We start from the raw sequence: 21,228 nt of genomic DNA, 5'->3' as shown, positions 1-21,228 counted from the left end.
CCGCGTTTCATAGTACCGATTTTGGCAAATCAAGTAATTCCGTTATCGCGGAATGTCACGAGCCGGTCGATCGACAACGCTCAGTGCTTTGCATCCTCGTCGTCTTGGACAGAGCCATCGTTTTCATCTGCCAGGCCTTCAAACCCGGCCAGCTGCCGGTCGGCCACTTCTTTGGCGAGGCCCACCAAGGCGTCGACCTCTTGCATCTGGTCCACATGACCGCCGTTAGCGACGTGTTTCCGGATCCTCTTCAGTTGGTCAGAGGTTCGTCGCAAAGTTTCGGCGATTGACAGCTTCCTGGCCACGCCTGCATCTCCTGCATCTCAACCAACCCTTCAGACGAGCAAGCGTTCCGGCGGGAAGGCTTTTGATGCAAAAAGTTGAGACTCCATCGACCCGCTCGATAGCCCTTCTTCAACTGTGAACGGGCCGTCCTGGCATCAAGGTGCGCCGCAATGGGTCAACACGTCTGGCACTGCAATTGCATGGGCATCAATGGGGGCGAGTGGGGGGCCCCGCCGCTTCGCAAATGGAGCGGCGGGGCTTTTTTGCGTTGTCAGCTACTCACTCTTCAGCGGTGTTCAATGATGCAGCACCTCGCCAAGATGATGCCTCTGGTGCGCTGGTCGGTTCTAGTCCGGATCATCCTGGAAGTCCGCGCCTTCCATTGAGCAAGTTCGAGCGGCCCGGCAGCCCTATGAGGGAGGACTATCAGCAGGCCGCCGGGCCTTGACCGCCAGCGGGCTTAAGAGGAGGCGCAGTGCTGGCTGAGCAGAACATGCGCTCAAGACAACGCAATAGCATCATTCGAACGAACACTTTCGTCCATCCACATCTCATTTTTTTGATGACGCCGGCTTCGCCGCCGGGCAGGTGAGGGGCGGGCGCCGCTGATTTCTGAGTCGCCCCCGGGGACCGCCGCCATAAGCCGCCGGACTGCTTGAGCTTCCTCGAGACGACCCGGAGTCGTTGGGCAGCTCTGTGCGTAACAATTAGTCGGATCCTATCTGCAGAATTATGGTCAGTCTGCGATGCCAAGGCCCGCTTTCCTTAGCGAGCCGAGGAAAAACTCGACATCTTGCGAACGGGCCAACCGCGCCGAAACCACCTGGCGCATGTTCTTCACCAAATCAGGTTGATTTTGGTTCAGCCATGCGACCTCGCGATCAGCCGCGATTTTGTATCCTCCCTCGCCGAAAACGGCAGCGGCAAGCAAATGATAGACCGGATTCGACGGAAATGGCGATTTGTTGATCCACATAGCTGCCTGCGAATAATCCCCGCTGAAATAGGAGCAAAGGGCCAGATCCACGTCATAGTAGCCTGACCCCGGGTTCTTCTGACGCGCCTCCGCTATCAACTGGCATCCGTCATGCCAATTTCCAGAAACCGCCAGGCGCTCTCCATATTCGCCCATAAACTCGGTGTCGTTCGGGTTGATGGTCAAAGTCTGCTTGCCCACTTTCAATGCGGCATCGATCTCCTTGTGGAAATAGAGCGCAACCATTTCCGCCTGGCGTCCCCGGATGTTGACAGGATCAAGCCCCACAGATCGCCTTGCCGCCGCCAAGGCGCGATCGAGCGCAGCGGCGGACTCTGCGGGGTCGCCTGAAAACTCGAATCGGTAGTCATCTATGTAGATTAGCGAGAGAAGACCCCAGGCGGTGGCGTAGGTCGGAAAGCGGTCCACCGCCTTCTCAAGGCACGCGCGTACCGATGACCGGCTTTCTGCATCGACACCGACCCGATATGCGTAGAAAGAAAGCGTGCAAGAGTAGGCGGCCCAATCGTCGGGCGGATTGACGACGTGGAGATTGGCGTCTGCCTGGAAGATGACGCCATATGCCTGGGCCAGGCTCGATGACACATTACGCGCGATGTCCGTCTGGACGTCCATAAGCTGCGCCACTTTCAGCCCGCCATCATAGCTTTCTGCCCACAGAACCGAGTTGTCCGCCCGGTTGAGCAGCCGGACCCGAAGCCGGAAGGCATCGGTCGACAGGTTCACGCTTCCGGCCAGGACAAATCGTGCCGGCGAGATCGATGGATCCTCCCCCTTTGCGGCCGACTCCACGACCACGATATCCTTGAACTTGGAAAGCTGGCTGACGACTTCCTGCCTCAATCCACTCGCGATGGCCGCCGCGGCGTGAGTGCCGTTCAGATCGTCAAACGACTCCACAAGCACCCGAGGCGTTTCCGGCGCGCCCACTCTGACGGAGGTCCACCACCACGCCAATACAGATGCGCCGGCCGCGAGAACGGCCACAAGGACAGACGGCAGCAGCAGCCGCGACGGCGACCGCCGGACCGGAAGTTGAGCGACAACGGCAGAAACAACGGGTGTCGGTGGGTCCGCCAACAACGGTTGCGAACGGAGCGAGAAGGTTGGAACGTAACCGCCTTTCGGGATCGTGATGAGAATAGGATCGTCGTGTCCGGCAGTCAGGTAGTATCGCTCGAGCCCGCGCCGGAGGTGGCCAGCCTCGATGCGGACAATCGGATCCGTCTGCGGGTCGAAGGACATGTCACGGCCGAACACTTCGACTGCGATCGAATAGGCCTTGATACGATCACCGCGACCCGCCAGCGTCTCCTCCACCACATGGCTGAGGAAGCGGCGCTCGCGACCGGTTGCATCGAAGTCCGCGCTGTTGAGGATCCGGGCAAGCTGGGCACGACAAACCTCTGGGGCGAGCCTATGCTCCCTCCCTGCGGCTGGTTCGGCCCGGATCACCTTGGTTCCCTCACCTGACGTTCTGGGGTGACTACTCCCAGTTATATTTTATTTTTCGCCGGTTACCTCTGGTGCGTAATTTATATCCGCGAGCCTGTTCTTGCAATACTCCTAATAGTCTGAACGGATAACATCCGGGTGACGGCGGCGGTTCACGCAATGCAGTGGCGGATGACAACGGATAGATAGGCAGGCGACCTCACCGGCAGCGGAGTTGGAATTTGCGATTTTTTTAGAGCTGGCGCCGATCGAACTCACTACGGGATGTTCAGAAATTACCCTGTTGCCCACGTAACTTACATTCCGCAGCCGCCTCCATGCGATAGGTTACGGTGGTCCAGGGGAAACACGAATCTGCGCCATGAGGATGGACGACGAACCGGCTGATAGACAAAGAGCGGTCTCGGCGGCGGTCCGTCGGTTCCCGCAATTTGAATTGGCGATCCATCGGCTGATGGACCGAAGTGAGAGCTTTCAGGATATGTGCGAGGAACTTGGAGAAGCCGAACTCGCACTCTCGAGGATCGATAAGATCCCGCCGGCATGGCGCGAGTCCAGACGAGCCGAATGGCAGGAACTGGTGGATCGGTTGGTTGGGGAAGTCGGAGCCGTGCTGCACGCGGATGCCGCCCGGAAACCGCATGTCATTCCTTGGCCGCCACGCCAGAACTAAGTGGAGGCTGGCTTGGGATTTCTGTCTGGCAATCGACCTCTGCAAACATTAGCAAAGCAGCGCGAAGACATATAATGTTGTCACGGCGGGCGCGATCGCATCGGGCATGAAGTAAAAGTCGGAATTAGAGGGGACTTCGATATGGGCATCATCCGAACTCTCGTGTTGGCTTCGGCGGGAATAGCGGCAGCGCTGTTTGCGGTGCCGGCGATCGCTGCTGACGCCGCGACGCAACTTCCTGAAGCCGCGCCCGTGCCTGCTGAAGCCGTGCCGGCCTGGACCTTCACCGCAGAACCCTATTTCTGGATGGCAGGAATGAAGGGCAGGGTCGGCGTCAGGGGCCTGTCGCCGGTAGATATCGACGTCGATTTCGGCCAGATCTTCGACCACATCGATTGGTCTCCCCCGCCGGTCATGCTTGCCGGCGAGGCGCGTAATGGCCGTTACGCTCTGTTCACCGACTTCATCTACCTGGGACTCGAGGCCGATGGCACGTCGCCCGGCCCATTGGCTCTTTTTTCGGCCGAAGCGAACATGAATACGGTGGTGTGGACCTTCGGCGGCTCCTATCGGGTCGTCGACAATGGCACCGCGACCTTGGACGTTCTGGCCGGCGGACGGCTTTGGTACCTCGATGCGGATCTGACCGTTACTGGCCCTCTCGCGGTAAGAGAGGCCAGCGGCAGCAAGACTTGGGTCGACCCCATTATTGGTGTGGCCGGCGATATTGCTCTCGGCAGCGGTTTCGGACTCCATGGCGAGGCGGATGTCGGTGGCTTCGGCCTTGGCGCCGACATCGATTGGCAAGTGCAGGGCACGCTTCAATACCGGTACAGTGATTGGGTCACGCTGGAAGCGGGATATCGCTACCTTGCCGTAGATTACGACGACGACCGATTTGTGTTTGACATAGCGATGCAGGGACCAATCATCGGCGCCAGATTTCGGTTCTGATTGGATCTGAGTTGGGGATGACTTCGAAACGGGAGAAGAGTTTGGGAAACTGTTTCGTGAGCCAGCCCAAAGTCAGGCGTATCAGCGACGTTTTGTTGGCGTCGGCGTTGGTTGGCCTGCTGTGGGGGTGCGCGTCCCGTCCGACGAATGTGCTGCTGCCCGTGGCCGATAGCTCGCCTTCCTCAAGCAAGGTGGAGATGCTGGTCACAACGACACGCAGTCGTTCCTCCAATCCCGCACAAATGTATACGGGCGAGCGCGGACTGGCCCCCTCGTTCGCCGAAATTACGGTGTCAATCCCTCCGGCATCGGTCCGCAAGGTTGGAGAGGTCGCATGGCCCAAGAAGCTGCCGTCAAACCCGGCGACCGATTTTGCAGTCGTGCAGGCCCAGGAATTGACGCTCGAGACAGCGAAGGGGTGGCTTAGCGCCTCTGTCAGGAAGAGCCCGGATCACAGCGTCCTCGTCTTCATTCACGGATTCAACAATCGCTTTGAAGACGCGGTCTATCGATTTGCGCAGATCGCAAAGGATACCGGCACGCAGAGCGTCCCGATCCTGGTCACATGGCCCTCCCGAGGCAGTGCGCTGGCGTATGGCTACGATCGTGAAAGCACCAACTACACACGAAATGCGCTTGAACTGCTGTTCCAATATCTCGCACGCGATCCCCAGATAAAGGAAGTTTCGATCCTCGCCCATTCGATGGGCAACTGGCTTGCGTTGGAAGGCTTGCGCCAGATGGCCATCCGCAACGGCGGTCTTCCGGCGAAGTTCAAAAACGTCATGCTGGCCGCGCCTGACGTCGACGTCGACGTGTTTCGCACTCAGATTGCCGACATGGGCAAACAGCACCCGCAGTTCACCCTCTTTGTCTCGCAGGACGATCGCGCGCTCAAAGTTTCGCGACGGGTCTGGGGCGATATCCCCCGGCTCGGATCGATTGATCCGGAACAAGCTCCATACAAGGAAGAACTCGCCAACAACAACATAACCGTCATCGATCTGACGAAAATCAAATCCGGAGACCGTTTGCATCACGGCAAGTTCGCCTCGTCACCGCAGATCGTGCAATTGATTGGGGCGCGTATGGCCGGCGGCCAGACGCTGACCGACAACAGGATAGGCCTGGGCGACACGATCATTCATGCAACGACCGGTGCGGCGGCAGCGGCGGGCAGCGCGGCAGGGTTGGTGATTGCCGCACCTGTTGCAGCGGTCGATCAAAACAGCAGAGAAAATTTAGGCAATCACATCGGCGCATTGACGGGTTCCCAGACCACCAGCCAGAAATCGAGTGCTGGCAAGGAATGCGTTGGCTCCGCTCCGTTCACAAAAGATTGCAAGAAGTAGTTCTTGGTTGGCCTGCGGAGTTGGCGAAGCGGACCTTCAAGTTTAGCAAGGTGCTGTATTTATGCACCTTATCGTTTGACGAAACATCCTTGCTGACGTCTCCCCGGAGACGTAGCATGCAGCCGGCACAGTTGTCCTTAGAAGGGGAGGAGCCGCTATGTGCGGAAGCAGATGCGGCATTCAAAACTCGGGGGACTCATGAAGAAAATGCTGCGCCTTGGGTTCTTGCCGGCTGTCGTTGTGCTCTTGCTGGCGCTCTTGCCGGGAACTTCGCTAGCTCAACAGCCTTCCCCCGACCTTCCGCCTGAAAAGGCAAAGCAGTTCCTCGAGCTTTTGTCCGATCCAGAACTAAAGGCATGGCTCGAAGGAAAGATTCCAGCGGCCACGGACGAGCCCGGCCTGTCCATTTCAGAGGACATCTTGAGCCTGGAGGCGGGTATTCGTGCCCGTATCGGTGCGCTCGGCGCCGCGATCCCGCGCCTGCCGGAAGAACTGTCGCGCGCTGCCGAAATTGTCTCGCGTGACGTGAACTCTGGCAGGCCAGGGCTGGTTATGGGCATCCTGGCGATCTTGATCGCGGTCGGTTTCGGAGCCGAGTGGGCGGTCCGACGAGCGCTCGCCAGGACGAGGAGCGCGGTTGTTCAGGAAGACGCCGGACAAGCGATCCTCTTCGAGACTGTCGCCCTGCTGACTTTTGCGCTCGCCAGCGCCGGTTCGTTCTTGGCATTCGGATGGCCACCCTTACTCCGCAGGATCATTCTGACCCTACTTCTTGCGTTCATCGCGTTCCGTATCGTTCGCGCGGCAGCCCGATTGCTGTTTGCGTTCGGCGGTGCGACGAGCGATCCCTCGGACAAGCCGACTCCGCTTTTCGAAAGCGAAGCTTCGACCCGTTTCTGGCGTTGGCGAGTGAGCCTTGTGGCCGGGTTCCTGTTGTTCGGCTGGGCGATCGCCAACCTCATGCCTGGCCTGGGCTTCTCTCGAGAGGTTGCAGAGCTCGCCGCCTTCCTGTTCGGGCTTGGCATTCTGGCGACCGCAATCGACGTCGTCTGGCAACGGCCCGACGGGCGAGGCTCTCTGGTCAAGCAATCGTTTCTCACCTTGTTCCTGATCGTGCTCTGGGGGGCTTGGGTCGCCGGCCTGCTCGGCATCCTGTGGCTTGGGATTTTCGCCCTGGTGCTGCCGACAGCCTTGCGCGGGGTCGGCGCCGCGGCTCAGGCCTTCGCCGGCAGGTCGAAACGCAGCGGCGCGATGGGCGTCGCACTCAACGTGCTCATTGTCAGGGGCGCCAGGGCGGCGGTCATTGCCGCGGCGGTCGCATGGCTCGCCTATATCTGGCGGATCAGGGCCGCGAGCCTTGCCGGCAGCGAAACCGGCGGCTTCCTGATAACCGGGCTGCTCAACGGCATCATCATTTTGCTGATCGCCGACCTGCTCTGGCAACTGTCGAAGGCCTTGATCGAATATCGGATGAACCTCGCGCCGGCGGATGGAAGCGGCGCGGATGAGCTGGCTCGCAGCGGCCGGCTGCGCACGCTGTTGCCGATATTCCGCAACGCCCTTGCCGTGTTCATAGCCGCGGTCACCGTGCTAACGATCCTCGCTGGGCTCGGCGTGCAGATACTCCCGCTGATTGCCGGCGCCGGCATCTTCGGCATCGCCATCGGCTTCGGCTCGCAGACCCTGGTCAAGGACGTGCTGAGCGGCGTGTTCTACATGATGGACGACGCCTTTCGGGTCGGTGAATACATCCAGAGCGGCAGCTACAAAGGCACGGTCGAATCCTTCAGCCTGCGGTCGGTGCGTCTGCGTCATCATCGCGGCCCCGTCTATATCGTCCCGTTCGGTGAGCTCGGGGCGGTCCAGAACATGAGCAGGGATTGGGTGCTCGACAAGATCACGATCGGCGTGACCTATGATTCCGACGTGGACCTGGCGCGCAAGCTGATCAAGAAGATAGGCCAGGAACTGGCAGCCGATCCTGAATTTGCGGCTGACACGATCGAGCCGCTCAAGATGCAGGGCATCGACAACTTCGGGGACTATGCGATCGTTCTCAGGATGAAGCTGATGACGAAGCCCGGGACCCAATTCGGCATCAAGCGGCGCGCACTCATGATGATCAAGAAGGCCTTCTCGGAAAACGGTATCAAGATCGCGGTTCCCACCGTTCACGTCGAGAGTGGCGGGGAAACTGCGGCCGCTGCTCATCAGGCCTACGAGGCCTCGAAAAAGAGCAACGCCGCTTTGGAGGTGGTGAGGGACACGCCGTAGCGCTGGGCGTTATTGTCACCGGTGAGTACTGATGAACGGGAGTGACAGCGTCGACCCGAGGGTTTAGATTGGATTATACTTCCCGGGCTGTCGAGAGCGCCGCAATCCGGCGCGCAGGGGTTGGGCGATGGAAGAGATACATCCCGCTGCGGTGAAGCATCTGCCGCCGTTCATTACGCCTCCCGGTCAGACTGACATTCTGTTCGTCGTGATGACAGTCTTCCTCATCGGCATCGTCCTTATCATCGGCAGCCTTTACCTGCGCCTCCATGCGCTTCCCGAGCAGGTGGCGCATCGAACCCATAAAGTGCAGATGGACATTGTGGCGATCCTGGCGGTGATTTCGCTCTTTACCCACAATCACCTGTACTGGATCGCGGCCCTGCTTCTCGCCTTCGTTCAGTTGCCGGACTTCACGACGCCGATCTCCTCAATGGCCAAATCCCTCGAGAAGCTCGCCCATGGCGGCGACCGCCGCAGGGAAGAACTGACGGTGGTCCCGGAGGCGGCAATGGCCCAGTCCCTCGAAATGCCCATCCACGACGCCCGCCGCAGCGAGGAGACGCTAAAGGTGGTTCCGGGGACACCTCCCTTGACCGATAAGCTGGAAGCGCGGAGCTGAGCGATGTTGGAATTGCTGCTATGCTCCATGCTCACCATCTTCCCGGACTATCTTTTTCGCCGCTACGTCCAGGATAAACGGATCGGCCGGGAGATCACCTTCTACTCGGTGTGGTTCGAGCTCCGGTGGGGGATCACCGCTTGCCTGATCCTCACCGTCTCCCTCATCACGCTCATCTTCTACTTCCATCCCGCCACGACGGCTGTCACGGCGGTATTCCGGACCGTCACCATTCTCCCAGAGACCGGTGGCCGCGTCGCCGAGGTCTTTGTGGGCTTGAACGACAAGGTCGAGGCCGGCCAGCCGCTGTTCCGCCTGGACAGCTCGCAGCAGGAAGCGGCCCACGAGTCGGCTCGCCGAACCATCGCCGAAGTCGATGCTGCTACCGAAGTGGCCCGGAGCGAACTGGCGGTGGCGGACGGGCAGATCCGGCAGGCCGAGAGCGCCCATCGTGACGCGCTGGCGGAGCTCGAAACCAAAACCGAACTCCGGGGCCGCAACCCGAATACCGTTCCCTTACGGGAACTCGAGCGGCTGCGGGACGTCGCGGAAGGTCAGCAGGGTGCGGCTGAAGCCGCGCTGGCGAACAAGCAGGCGCTGCAGACCAAGATCGCTTCGCTGCTGCCGGCGCAGAAGGCAAGCGCCGAGGCGGCACTCGCCCAGGCACAGGTCGAAATCGACAAGACACTCGTTCGGGCCGGCGTTACCGGAACGGTTCAGCAGTTCACGCTTAGGCCTGGCGACGTGGTCAATCCGATGCTGCGGCCCGCCGGCATCCTGGTCCCCGCCGAGGCGGGCCGACTGGCGCTCGTCGCCGGTTTCGGGCAGATCGAGGCTCAGGTGATCAAGACCGGCATGATCACCGAGGTCATATGCATCGGCAAACCCTTCACCGTTATCCCGATGGTGGTGACCCAGGTTCAGGACGCGATCGCGTCCGGTCAGTTCCGGCCCACCGACCAACTGATCGACGTGACGCAGACGGCCCGGCCCGGAACCATCACCGCATTCCTGGAGCCCCTCTACGCGGGTGGGCTCGAAGGCGTCCCGCCGGGCGGCAGTTGCATTGCCAACGCCTACACGAACAACCATGACGAACTCGAGTCGGATAACCTGGGTACCCCGCGATGGCTGTTTCTGCACATGGTAGACACGCTCGGAATCGTGCACGCCGCGATCCTGCGGATCCAGGCGCTGCTGCTTCCAGTGCAGACCCTGGTCTTGACGGGCCACTGACGCGGAGGAACGCGTGCAAGGAGGTCGGCTAGGTCTCGTGGCCAATGGTGATCGCGCCATGCTGGGAGGTGGCGAGGACATCGAGATCTCGGGCGGACGGAACACCGCTAGACAGGATGGTCCCCGAAGAAAGCTGTGGCCACCGATGTAACGGGGGTGTTGGCAGAACATTCCTGTCGGGTCGCGCGGATGAACACGGTATCCATCGAGACAGGATCTCCGCGGTCGAGAGTCGGCCTGACCGAGAAAGGTATCGATGATGACCGTACGTGGCCCAGAACGAAGGGGCTTCCTTGGCTCATCGAAAAAAGCCGAACTTACCGCAAGGACCGACTCTTGCGCAGGCCGAGCCGATTCTGCCCGTAGGTTACCGTTAATTACCTTCCGTCCCGAGCGGCAATAGGCAAACCTCACGAAGGACGATTTTGAAGAAGGCATGGCTGAAGCGTCCTGCCACGAGTTTCGTCTCGTCGATAGAACGCGGAGCATTGCTTTCTCGCCAGGGAACCGAAAACTCGGCTCATCTTGGGCAAAGCGGTACAACGGGAGGACGTCAGATGAGTGACAAGCACGCGAATCCAGACCGACAACCGAACCGGCGCGACATTTTGCTGACCGGAGGATCTGTGCTCGCCATTTCGGCCGTCGCATCCGGAATCGCCCCGAGCGCGAAAGCTCAAGCGGCCGGCGCAAAGCCCAACATCCTCGTCATTTTCGGCGATGACGTCGGTTATTGGAACCTCAGCGCCTACAACCGGGGCATGATGGGCTATCGCACGCCGAACATCGATCGGATCGCCAGCGAGGGGGCGATCTTCACCGACCACTACGCCCAGCAGTCCTGCACCGCAGGTCGTGCGGCGTTCATCACAGGGCAGTCGTGCTTCCGTACAGGCTTGCTGAAAGTCGGCCTCCCGGGTGCCAAGGAAGGGCTGTCGGAGAAAGACCCGACGCTCGCGGAACTGCTCAAGCCGCAAGGGTATGTGACCGGCCAGTTTGGCAAGAATCATCTCGGCGACCGCAACGAGCATCTGCCCACCGTTCACGGCTTCGACGAATTTTTCGGCAATCTCTATCACCTCAATGCCGAGGATGAGCCGGAGCATCCCGACTACCCGAAGAATCCCGAGTTCAAGGCCAGGTTCGGTCCGCGCGGCGTGATGAAATGCAAGGCCAGTGCAACTGACGATCCAACGGAGGATCCGCGCTTCGGGCGGGTGGGCAAACAAGAGATCGAGGACACCGGCCCGCTGACGAAGAAGCGCATGGAAACCGTAGACGAGGAGTTCCTCGGCAGCGCGCTCAACTTCATCGACCGCTCGAACGCCGACGGCAAGCCGTTCTTCTGTTGGTTCAACACCACCCGCACACACATCTACACGTTTCTCAAGGAGGCCTCGAAGGGCAAGACCGGCTTGGGCATCTATGCGGACGCCATGGTGGAGATGGACGGCATGGTCGGCCAGCTTCTGGGCAAGCTCGATGACCTCGGCATCGCCGACAACACCATCGTCCTGTGGACGACCGACAACGGCGCGGAGGTTTTCTCGTGGCCGGACGGCGGCACCACGCCCTTCAAAGGCGAGAAGAACACAAACTGGGAAGGCGGTTACCGGGTGCCGTGCATGATGCGCTGGCCGGGCGTCATCAAGCCGGGAACGGAGATCAACCATATAACGTCACACGAAGATTTCGTTCCGACGCTCGTCGCCGCCGCAGGCGAACCAGACGTGACGGCTAAGCTGTTGAAGGGATACGATGCCGCCGGCAAGAGCTTCAAAGTGCATCTGGATGGCTACGACCAACGCGACGTGCTGGCCGGCGAAGGCGAAGGCAAGCGCCACGAATACTTCTACTGGACCGATGACGGCAACCTCGCCGGCTTGCGTTACGAACGCTGGAAGATGGTGTTCCTCGAGCAGCGCGAGGAGGGGCTTGCCGTGTGGGAGAACCCGCTGATTCCGCTGCGGTTCCCGAAGCTCTTCGACATCAAGGGTGACCCGTTCGAACGGGCGCAGACGGACGCCGGGGAATACGCCAGATGGCGTGTCGAGCACGCCTTCGCGCTCGTGCCGGCACAGGCTTATGTCGCCAAACACCTGCAGACCTATGTCGAGTTCCCGCCGCGGCAGAGGCCCGGCAGCTTCGCGCTCGACCAGGTCCTGGCAAAACTGCAAGAGGGTGGCAGAAACTGAGTCTTCGCTCTGAATAGGCCGCGCTCGCACTGCCGGCAGGCGCGGCCTCCAAGCCAACTCGGAAGCAGGTCAATGGCAGTCGCGAACAACAATCCTTCGACCGAGACAATTGCTCAGAGGGCAAAGAACGAGCTGCGCGAGTACGCGCTCCTGTCCTTGTATCTATTCGTCTGCTTTGGTGCGCTCATTCTCTACAAGGCAGCGATCCTTGGCGAGGAGGGCATCAGCTATCTGCCATCAGGGCTGGCGGCCATCAAGGCACTGATCCTGGCGAAATTCATAATGCTCGGGCAGATGATCCGACTGGGCGACCGGCGTCGAAACAGGATTGTCTACGTCATAGCCTACAAGGCCCTGCTATACCTGATCCTGCTTCTCGTCCTCTCGGTCGTTGAGGAAGTCATCGTCGGACTGGTTCACGGACGAACGAGCGCCGCTTCGCTCGCTGAATTCGGAGGAGACAAGCTGCCGCAGACGCTCGCGACAAGCCTGATCATGCTGCTGATATTGATCCCCTATCTGGCGTCCAGGGAAGTCAATGTTGCGCTTGGGGAAGGCAGGCTTTGGACGCTGCTGTTCGAACGCCGTCCCGCTCAATTTTCAGAAAGCAAAGGCGTCAAGCCATGACCGTTCTCGCTCGCGTCGCCAGTCGCTATTTGCTGCCCCTTTTTCTGTTGATGGCGATTGCGCCTTCCGCGCAAGGCGCGGAAGTACTCGCGTCATGGAACGAAGGCGAGGCGAAGCAATCCATCGTGCGGTTCGTCGAAAGCGTGACCGAGGAAGGGTCGGCGGATTTCGTGCCTGTCCCCGAACGCATCGCGGTGTTCGACAATGACGGGACCCTGTGGGGTGAACAGCCTATGTATTTTCAGCTTCTGTTCGCGCTCGATCGGATCAAAGCGCTCGCCCCGCAACATCCGGAGTGGAAGGACAAGGAGCCGTTCGCATCATTGCTCAAAGGCAATGTGAAAGCTGCACTCGCTGGCGGCGAGCCGGCCATCATGCAGATCGTCATGGCCACGCATTCCGGCATGACAACCGACGAATTCGACCAGATCGTCAGCGACTGGATTGCCAGCGCCAAGCATCCGAAGACCGGCCGGCTCTACACCGAGATGGCCTACCAGCCGATGCTGGAGTTGCTGAGCTATCTGCGGGCTAACGGCTTCAAGACTTTCATCGTGTCCGGCGGCGGGATCGATTTCATGCGCGTCTTCAGCGAAGACGTTTACGGCATTCCCCCCGAGCAGATCGTTGGCAGCAGTGGCAAGACCAGTTTCGAGATGCGCGACGGGGTGCCACTGCTCATGAAGTCGCCCGAAATCAACTTCATCGACGACAAGGCCGGCAAGCCTGTCGGCATCCACCAGCATATCGGTCGCCGACCGATCGCGGCGTTCGGCAACTCCGACGGCGATCTGCAGATGCTGCAGTGGACCTGCTCGGGACCCGGCCCGCACTTCTGCCTTTACGTCCACCACACCGACGCGGATCGGGAATGGGCCTACGACCGGCAGTCAAGCATCGGCCGTCTGGACAAGGGTCTCGACGCCGCAGCCGATTCTGGGTGGACGGTTGTCGATATGAAGAAGGATTGGAACCGGGTGTTCGCCTTCGAGAAGTAAGGATTCGGAGCAAAATGACGAGTCGAGTTGTGGAACGTCAGGCTCAATCTACACAGGTCGAAGAGCCATTCCTGAACATGGTCTGGATTCCCGGCGGTACATTCCTCATGGGATCGGACAAGCACTATCCCGAAGAGGCGCCGGCGCATAGGGTGACAGTGGGCGGCTTCTGGATGGACGTCTGCACCGTCACCAACCGCGAGTTCGCTCGCTTCGTCGACGCGACTGGTTACGTCACCTCGGCCGAACGTCCCGTAAATCCCGATGATTATCCCGGAGCGAAGCCGGACATGCTGGCGCCATCGTCCGTGGTGTTCAGCAAGGCCAAACAGCGTGTCGACCTTCGCGATCACTACAATTGGTGGGTCTACGTCCGCGGCGCCAATTGGCGCCATCCGCGCGGGCCGGCGAGTTCGATCAAGCGGCTGGCCGACCATCCGGTCGTGCATGTGAACTTTGAGGATGCCGAAGCCTACGCATCGTGGGCGGGCAAGCAATTGCCCACCGAGGCCGAGTGGGAATTCGCGGCGCGTGGCGGGCTCGACGCGGCCGAATTTGTCTGGGGCGATGAAATGGCGCCCGATGGCCGACAAATGGCCAACACGTGGCAGGGCGAATTCCCGTGGCGGAATCTCTGCGAGGACGGTTACGAGGGGACGTCACCCGTCGCCTCCTTTGCCGCCAACGGCTACGGCCTCTACGACATGTCTGGCAATGTCTGGCAGTGGACCACGGACTGGTACCAGGAACACGGCAAGATCGACAGCCCGTGCTGCACGATTGACAACCCCCGCGGTGCCAAACGGGAGGACAGCCTCGATCCACGGCAGCCGCAGATCAGCATCCCGCGCAAGGTGATGAAAGGCGGATCGCATCTTTGCGCGCCCAACTATTGCCGGCGCTACCGCCCGGCCGCCCGAATGGCGCAGCCGATCGACACGTCGACGTGCCATTTAGGTTTCCGCTGCATTGCACGCAGAACGTGACAAACACTACCAAAAAGGCCCGGCGCAAAGCCTGCCCGGACAGAGACAGACACGGAGGATCAAAGCATGATGGGCAACGACATGTTGAAGGCGGGCGCTGCGGCGCTGGCGCTGCTGCTTGCCGGGTTTGGTTCGGCGCATCCTGTCCTTGCACAAGAACAGGTCGCGGCGGCTGACGCTTCGGGTGATGCGACGACTTCGCCGGAGCCATTGAGCGCCGACGAGATGGAGGTCCTGGTTGCGCGGATTGCGCTCTATCCGGACGAACTGATCGCGGTGATCACTGCGGCAGCGCTTTATCCGCTGCAGATCGTCGAGGCGGCGCGCTTCCTCGAGCGGTACGAGAAAGACAAGAGCCTGAAGCCCAAGGACAGCTGGGACGGCTCCGTGGTGTCGCTGCTCAATTACCCCGGCATCGTCAAGATGATGAGCGACGACCTCGAATGGACGCAGACGCTCGGTGATGCCATCGCCTACCAGCAGAAGGACGTGCTGCTCGCCATCCAGCAGCTGCGCGACGAGGCGGTCGCCAAGGGCGTCATCAAGACCGACGACAAGATCCAGGTGGTCAAGGAGAACGACAATTTCGTCATCAAGTCGGCGAGCCCCGAAGTGATCTACGTCCCGCAATATCCGCCGCAGATGTTTTATGAGCCGGATTACGTGTGGGAACCGATCCGCTATTATCCCGACCCCTATCCCTATTACTGGTATCCCGGAGCGACCTTTTTCGCCGGGGCGGTGACCGGCGCCATCTGGGCCGCCGCCGTCGACTGGAACGACTGGGGCGTATGGGGCGGCCGCTGGAACGGCAACGACATCAACATCGATTGCAACAACTGCTTCAACAACCGCGACTTCAACGGCAAAATCAATTTCAACGACGTCGACTGGAAGAACATCGACCGCGGCAAGATCAATATCGACCGCAACCAGTTCAACAAGTTCGACCAGACCAACATCAAGAACCGGATCGAGAAGAATGGCGACAACGCCATCCGCGACCGCGCCCGCGACATCAAGAAGAACGACAAACTCGCCAACAGGGTGCCTGGCAAGACGGCTGCAACGAGAGACATCCGCAAGAGCACGCTCGACGGGCTGAAGAGCCAGGGCGGTCAGGCGGCAAACAGGCCGGGCAACAGGCCGAACGTCAACCGCCCAGAAGCCAGGCCCGCCGTCGCCGACCGCCCCACCGCCAACCGCCCAACCGCCAAACCGGCAAAGGCCAACCGCCCGGCTGGCAAGCCGAAACCCGCGGCAAGGGTCGACAACCGGCCGAAGAAGCCTTCGGGGCTTGGCAACGTCGATCGCGGCAAGGTGACCAAGGTCAGCTCCAACCGCGGCCACCAATCAATGGGTGGCGGCAGCCGTGGCGGCAGCCACAAGCAGATCAAGCGCGGCGGCGGCGGACGCCGGCGTTAACGGAACGGGAGGACAGGACCATGACACAGATGTTCAGCACCACCCGTCACACGGGACTGTTGCATACGATCCTTCTCCCCACTGTCTGCGCCGTGGCGCTTGCAGCGGCCAGCGTTGTCTCGCAGCCAGCCGCCGCACAGGATGCGCCGGAGGCGCCGGAGATCACCGCCTTCGTGGCTGCTGCCGAGCCGCCGGTCTTCGACACGCCGGAAGCAGCTGTCGAGGCGTTCAAGAAGGCGCTGAACGACGCCGGCAACGGTGCGGTTGCGGCCCTTCTCGGCCTCGATGCGGAGAAGCTGAAGGCCGACGAGAACGCGGACGAGACGCTGGCGGCGATCAAGGAGGGTGTGGCCAAGCAGCTTGTCCTCGATGGCGAGGGCGACCGCCGCACGCTGCAGATCGGCGACAAGCTGTGGCCGCTGCCTTTTCCGATCGTCAAGGGCGAGGACGGCAAGTGGGCTTTCGACACCTATGCCGGGCTCGAAGAGATCGTGAACCGGTATGTCGGCGAGAACGAGCTCACCGCCATCGAGACGATGCGCGCCTATGTCGACGCGCAGGAGGACTATGCGTCGCAGGACCGCGACGAGGATGGCGTGGAGGAGTTCGCGCAGAAACTGATCAGCTCGGACGGCGCGACCGACGGGCTCTACTGGCCCACCGACGACATCAACGGTGAGAGCCCGGCTGGCACCAATATCGATCAAGCCGAACTTCAGGTCGCGGCCAAGGGCGAAGGCTATTTCGGCTACAAGTACAAGATCCTGACCGGCCAGGGCGACCATATCGCCGGCGGCGCCTATGACTACGTCATCAACGGCAACATGATCGCCGGCTTCGGCCTCATCGCCTGGCCGGCCAAATATGGCGAGACAGGCGTAAAAACCTTCGCCGTCAACCAGCACGGCGTCGTCTACGAGGCCGATCTCGGGCCAGCCACCGAGCAGATCGTCAAATACATCGACCGCTTCAACCCGGACGATACCTGGCAGGTCGTGGCCGACTGAGAGGAAAGCGTTCTAGTTGTCTGCGGATAACTGGGCTGACAGTCGCCCGCGTAACCGGCGTCGCGCTGCTCGCTCTGGCAGTAAGTAGTTGGATGGGCCGGCAGGATCAGGGAAGGAGCTCGCCGCTGGCGGGAATGCTGACCTACAACGTCCTTGCCGCCATCTATCTCGCCTATCTCGGGATGGAAGATGCCCAGGTCGGAAAACTATTGTGGCTGACGGTTGTTCTCCATGCCGCACTGGGCCTGCTTTTTGTTCACGCCTGGTTTTCCTTCCAACCTGGATCAACGCGGAAATTCTGAGGGTGTGGCCTATGAGATCCCACCCCAACGAATTCCGCCTGTAGGATACAGTTAATTACGTTCCTTGCCGCCGAACAATGCGCGAACCTCACCCAAAGGGCAGGCAAAGCCCCTCGAAGCGGCCAGCCCGGCTGGACGACGCGACCTTCCTATTAGGTGGGAGCACTATGAGAGTTCTAGCGTTGAGAAACTCCGGCGTTGTCTGGCTAACCCTGATGGCGGGGGTGGTGGCCCCCTCTTCGGAAGCAGTCGCGTGCGGCTATGACAGCCCGCAGTCGGTTTCGCGCGGCGTTTTGAACTGGGCCTATCCGGATTCGCTTCATGTCATCGGTGCCATATCGCGGGAAGTCGCGGCGCGGCGGTTGCCCCTGGCGAATTTCAATCGGGCCGGACCGGATTTATTCGGAAAGCGATTTCGCGCGACGAAGACGGCGCTGGAAAAGTTCGGCGAATTGCTCCGCGCCGCGTCATCCGATCCATCGCAGCTAGCCTTTTCCCTTGTCCTTGCCGAGCCGGTGCTGTGGACCCGCTTCGAGCCGAGCGCCGATGGCTTGCATGCCAAGGTCCATGTTGCCTCCGCCGAACCGGGCGATCTGGTTCTGGTAACCGGCGAGGCTGTCATCAGCGAGATCGCGCTCGGCCGGCTGGCTGTCGGCGAGGCCAGCGAGCGCGGCCTCATTCGCTTCTACGGATCCGAGAAGCAGAAGTCGGACTTCATCGGCACCTATCGACACGCCGGAGGCCAACCTATTGCCAAGTGGGCGCGAGCCATGCGGCGATGCCGCCTGCCGCCCAGCTTATCACTGACGCAGTTCAACCTTCAGGAGGGAATCCATGACCAAGACATTGCTGTACGGGACGGCACTGGCAAGCCTGATGGGCTTTGCGCTTCCGGCGATTGCGCAGGACGCCGGGGCCCTGGATAAGGGAAAGGCCGACGCCGCGCACCAGCACCCGCCGGCCTACTCGCCATACGCGGAGCGCGACTTCCCGACGCGCCCATTCTTCGGCGATACGCATCTGCACACCGCGTTTTCCATGGACGCAGGCGCATTCGGCGCCAAGCTGACACCGCGGGACGCTTACCGCTTCGCCAGGGGCGAGGAGGTTACCTCGTCCACCGGCCAGCCGGTGAAGCTTTCCCGCCCGCTCGACTTTCTCGTGGTCGCCGATCACTCCGACAATATGGGCTTCTTCCCGGATCTGTTCGCCGCCAAGCCTGAGGTGCTGGCTGACCCTACCGGCAAGAAATGGTACGACATGATACAGTCCGGCAAAGGCGCGGATGCGGCGATCGAGATCATCGTCGCCTTCTCGCACGGGACGTTCCCGAAGGATATCATGTATTTCCCGGGCACGCCCGCCTACAAGGGCGCGTGGCAGGAAACGATCGCCGCCGCGGAGGACTACAACAATCCCGGCCTTTTCACCGCCTTCATCGGCTTCGAGTGGACGTCGAACACCGGCGGCAACAATCTGCACCGCAACGTCATCTTCCGCGACAATGGCGACAAGGCGAGCCAGGTCGAGCCGTTCACCGTCTATCCGCCCTTCGGCAGCGACAACCCGGTCGATTTGTGGAAATGGATGGGCGCTTACGAAGAGAAGACCGGCGGCGATGTGCTCGCGATCGCGCATAATGGCAATCTCAGCAGCGGCCTGATGTTCCCCACCGTCGAGCAGTTCGGCAAGCCGGTCGACCGCGAATATGTCGAGCAGCGGGCGAAATGGGAGCGGCTCTACGAGACCTCGCAGACCAAGGGCACCGGCGAGGCGCATCCGTTCCTGTCGCCGAACGACGAGTTCGCCAGTTTCGAGATCTGGGACAAAGGCAACCTCGATGGCAGCGTTCCCAAGACGAAGGAGATGCTCGAGTTCGAATACGCGCGCTCGGCCTACAAGAACGGACTGAAGCTCGAGCGGGAGCTCGGCACCAACCCCTACAAGTTCGGCCTCGTCGCCAGCAGCGATGCGCACACCGGTCTCGCGGCGATGGAGGAGGACAATTTCTTCGGCAAGACCGTGCCGCAGGAGCCGAGCCCGGAACGCATTGGCGCGACCTTTGTCAACAACGCCCAGACCGGTGTCAAAATCATGGACTGGGAGGTCGGCGCCTCCGGCTACGCAGCCGTCTGGGCCAAGGACAACACCCGCGCATCGATCTGGGATGCCATGCAGCGCAAGGAGACCTACGCCACCACCGGCCCGCGCATGGCGGTTCGGTTCTTCGGCGGTTGGGAGTTTGCAAGTGAGGATGCGCAAAATCGGCTACCGGGGCAGATCGGCTACACCAAGGGCGTGCCGATGGGCGGCGATCTTCGCGCAGCCCCTGAAGGCAAGAAACCGACCTTCCTGGTCGCCGCCTTGAAAGATCCGCTCGGCGCCAACCTCGACCGCTATCAGATCGTCAAGGGCTGGCTCGAGGCGGACGGCAAGCTGAACGAGAAGGTCTACGACGTGGCGTGGTCCGGCGACCGGAAGCCGGGGGTGGATGGGAAACTGCCGCCGGTCGGCGACACCGTGGACCAGGCGAACGCCACTTGGACGAACACAATCGGCGCGCCGGAGCTCAGCGCAGTGTGGGAGGATCCGGATTTCGACGCGAGCCAGCCGGCCTTCTACTATGGACGGGTGATCGAGATCCCGACCCCGCGCTGGACCGCCTACGACGTCAAGCGGTTCGGCGTAAAGGCCCTGCCAGGCACTGCGATGACCATCACCGAACGCGCCTACACCTCGCCGATCTGGTACACGCCAGGCACTTGAGGAAGGAAGCGACGCATCAAGACAAGGCAGACGCCCAGAGGCGTCTGCCTGCCGCTCGCCACTCGCCAAGGCGCACCAAACTCATCGACACCGCCTAGCTAGCAAGGACGCCGCCCAATGAAACTTTTTCATGAACCATTGCTGCATTTTGTCGTGGCGGGCACCGTGCTGTTCGCTGCCTTTGCATGGCTTGGCGACAGCGAAGAGCAGACGAAAAGCATCGAGCCGGTGCGTGTCGGCGACGGCGAGCTGAAGTGGCTCACCGAAACTTTCAAGGGCCAGTGGCGGCGTCCCCCGAATGGCCAGGAGCTGCAAGCCTTGATTACTGAGCTGATAAAAGAGGAACTATTCGCTCGCGAGGCGCGGGAAATGGGTCTCGAAGAGCACGACACGATCGTCAGGCGCCGGCTGGCCCAGAAACTGGAGTTCCTGCTCAAGGACACTGCCAAGGTCGTCGAGCCGACGGTAGCCGATCTTAGAAAATACTATGAAGCCAATCTCGACCTTTTCCGCGTCGCAGGCAAGGCAAGTTTCCGACAGGTCTATTTCAATCCGGACGGCCGCAAGGACGCCGCCGCCGATGCCGCCGATATGCTCGAACGGCTCCAGGCCGGCGATGCCGGCGACGTGGCGGAATTCGGCGACAGATTTCTGCTCGGCACCGAGTTCGAGGATCTCGGCGAACAGGAGGCGACCGGCATGCTCGGCGAGGAGCTTTCGCGCGAGATCTACGCCGCGAGAACGGGAAGCTGGGCCGGCCCGTTCAAGTCCGGCTATGGCTACCACCTGATCAATGTCTCCGAGCGGAACGAACAGGGTTCGCGTCCTTTCGAAGAGGCGCGTGAGGCCGTGTCAGCCGAATGGCTCAGAGATCGCCAGGACGAAGTAAGCCGCGACTACATTGCACGGCTGCGCGAGAAATACGGTGTCGTCTATGGTGACGAGGTGGCGAAGCTGCTTTCTCCTGGCCCGAAAGCCGATGTGGCGTCGCGATGAGCCCGGTCCATTTCCTAGCCTTACTCCTCCGGTTCGGGCGCGCTGCATTGCTTTTGGTTGCGGCATGCGTTGGGGCCG

At 61.0% G+C, this 21,228-nt stretch carries 18 protein-coding genes; 16 read left to right on the top strand and 2 right to left on the bottom strand.

The genetic code is table 11. The annotated features are described in order from the left end of the window. Positions 1-80: 80 nt before the first annotated feature. Positions 81-305 carry a hypothetical protein gene (locus JG739_RS20070; protein WP_202363066.1) on the bottom strand — a complete coding sequence of 75 codons (225 nt, stop codon included), beginning with the start codon at positions 303-305 and terminating at the stop codon, positions 81-83. Between the two features lie 716 nt (positions 306-1,021). After that, the gene (locus JG739_RS20065; protein WP_446720570.1) at positions 1,022-2,734 is read right to left on the bottom strand and encodes a hypothetical protein; all 1,713 of its coding nucleotides are present in this window, start codon (positions 2,732-2,734) and stop codon (positions 1,022-1,024) included. Positions 2,735-3,104: 370 nt separating this feature from the next. On the opposite strand from JG739_RS20065, the gene JG739_RS20060 reads away from it, so the two are divergent. The 16 genes from JG739_RS20060 (at position 3,105) to JG739_RS19985 (ending at position 21,150) form a co-directional block, all read left to right on the top strand. Then, positions 3,105-3,410, top strand: coding sequence for a hypothetical protein (locus tag JG739_RS20060; protein ID WP_244749491.1), 306 nt, complete (start codon positions 3,105-3,107; stop codon positions 3,408-3,410). Positions 3,411-3,611: 201 nt separating this feature from the next. Next, on the top strand, positions 3,612-4,364 hold the full coding sequence (locus JG739_RS20055) for a hypothetical protein (protein ID WP_202363063.1): 753 nt from the start codon (positions 3,612-3,614) through the stop codon (positions 4,362-4,364). Between the two features lie 17 nt (positions 4,365-4,381). After that, positions 4,382-5,716, top strand: a complete 1,335-nt coding sequence (locus JG739_RS20050; RefSeq protein ID WP_202363062.1) for an alpha/beta hydrolase — start codon at positions 4,382-4,384, stop codon at positions 5,714-5,716. A 198-nt stretch (positions 5,717-5,914) separates the two neighbouring features. Continuing rightward, the gene (locus tag JG739_RS20045) at positions 5,915-7,990 is read left to right on the top strand and encodes a mechanosensitive ion channel family protein (RefSeq protein ID WP_202363061.1); all 2,076 of its coding nucleotides are present in this window, start codon (positions 5,915-5,917) and stop codon (positions 7,988-7,990) included. A gap of 127 nt (positions 7,991-8,117) precedes the next feature. Then, positions 8,118-8,612, top strand: coding sequence for a hypothetical protein (locus JG739_RS20040; protein ID WP_202363060.1), 495 nt, complete (start codon positions 8,118-8,120; stop codon positions 8,610-8,612). A 3-nt stretch (positions 8,613-8,615) separates the two neighbouring features. Next, the gene (locus JG739_RS20035; RefSeq protein WP_202363059.1) at positions 8,616-9,848 is read left to right on the top strand and encodes an HlyD family secretion protein; all 1,233 of its coding nucleotides are present in this window, start codon (positions 8,616-8,618) and stop codon (positions 9,846-9,848) included. Positions 9,849-10,405: 557 nt separating this feature from the next. Further along, positions 10,406-12,043, top strand: coding sequence for an arylsulfatase (locus JG739_RS20030; protein ID WP_202363058.1), 1,638 nt, complete (start codon positions 10,406-10,408; stop codon positions 12,041-12,043). A 72-nt stretch (positions 12,044-12,115) separates the two neighbouring features. After that, the gene (locus JG739_RS20025) at positions 12,116-12,670 is read left to right on the top strand and encodes a hypothetical protein (RefSeq protein WP_202363057.1); all 555 of its coding nucleotides are present in this window, start codon (positions 12,116-12,118) and stop codon (positions 12,668-12,670) included. Continuing rightward, the gene (locus JG739_RS20020; RefSeq protein WP_202363056.1) at positions 12,667-13,668 is read left to right on the top strand and encodes an HAD family hydrolase; all 1,002 of its coding nucleotides are present in this window, start codon (positions 12,667-12,669) and stop codon (positions 13,666-13,668) included. The genes JG739_RS20025 and JG739_RS20020 overlap by 4 nt, the downstream gene beginning before the upstream one ends. A 77-nt stretch (positions 13,669-13,745) precedes the next feature. After that, on the top strand, positions 13,746-14,654 hold the full coding sequence (locus JG739_RS20015; RefSeq protein WP_202367542.1) for a formylglycine-generating enzyme family protein: 909 nt from the start codon (positions 13,746-13,748) through the stop codon (positions 14,652-14,654). Between the two features lie 66 nt (positions 14,655-14,720). Beyond that, entirely contained in the window at positions 14,721-16,079 is a 1,359-nt protein-coding gene (locus JG739_RS20010; protein WP_244749490.1) for a DUF3300 domain-containing protein, read from the top strand. Positions 16,080-16,099: 20 nt separating this feature from the next. Then, positions 16,100-17,086 (top strand): DUF2950 domain-containing protein, encoded by a 987-nt coding sequence (locus JG739_RS20005; RefSeq protein WP_244749489.1) that lies wholly within the window; start codon positions 16,100-16,102, stop codon positions 17,084-17,086. Between the two features lie 134 nt (positions 17,087-17,220). Continuing rightward, positions 17,221-17,388, top strand: coding sequence for a hypothetical protein (locus JG739_RS20000; RefSeq protein ID WP_202363055.1), 168 nt, complete (start codon positions 17,221-17,223; stop codon positions 17,386-17,388). 182 nt (positions 17,389-17,570) lie between these two features. Continuing rightward, positions 17,571-18,314, top strand: coding sequence for a hypothetical protein (locus JG739_RS19995; protein ID WP_202363054.1), 744 nt, complete (start codon positions 17,571-17,573; stop codon positions 18,312-18,314). Next, positions 18,223-20,154 (top strand): DUF3604 domain-containing protein, encoded by a 1,932-nt coding sequence (locus tag JG739_RS19990; RefSeq protein WP_202363053.1) that lies wholly within the window; start codon positions 18,223-18,225, stop codon positions 20,152-20,154. Before JG739_RS19995 ends, JG739_RS19990 begins: the two co-directional genes overlap by 92 nt. A gap of 117 nt (positions 20,155-20,271) precedes the next feature. Next, positions 20,272-21,150, top strand: coding sequence for a peptidylprolyl isomerase (locus JG739_RS19985; RefSeq protein ID WP_202363052.1), 879 nt, complete (start codon positions 20,272-20,274; stop codon positions 21,148-21,150). Positions 21,151-21,228 lie beyond the last annotated feature (78 nt).

Origin of the sequence: Mesorhizobium sp. L-2-11, from assembly GCF_016756595.1 — a bacterium.
GTDB lineage: Bacteria > Pseudomonadota > Alphaproteobacteria > Rhizobiales > Rhizobiaceae > Mesorhizobium.
The sequence above is the reverse complement of the archived record's forward strand: the minus strand, read 5'-3'. Positions and strand labels throughout refer to the sequence as shown.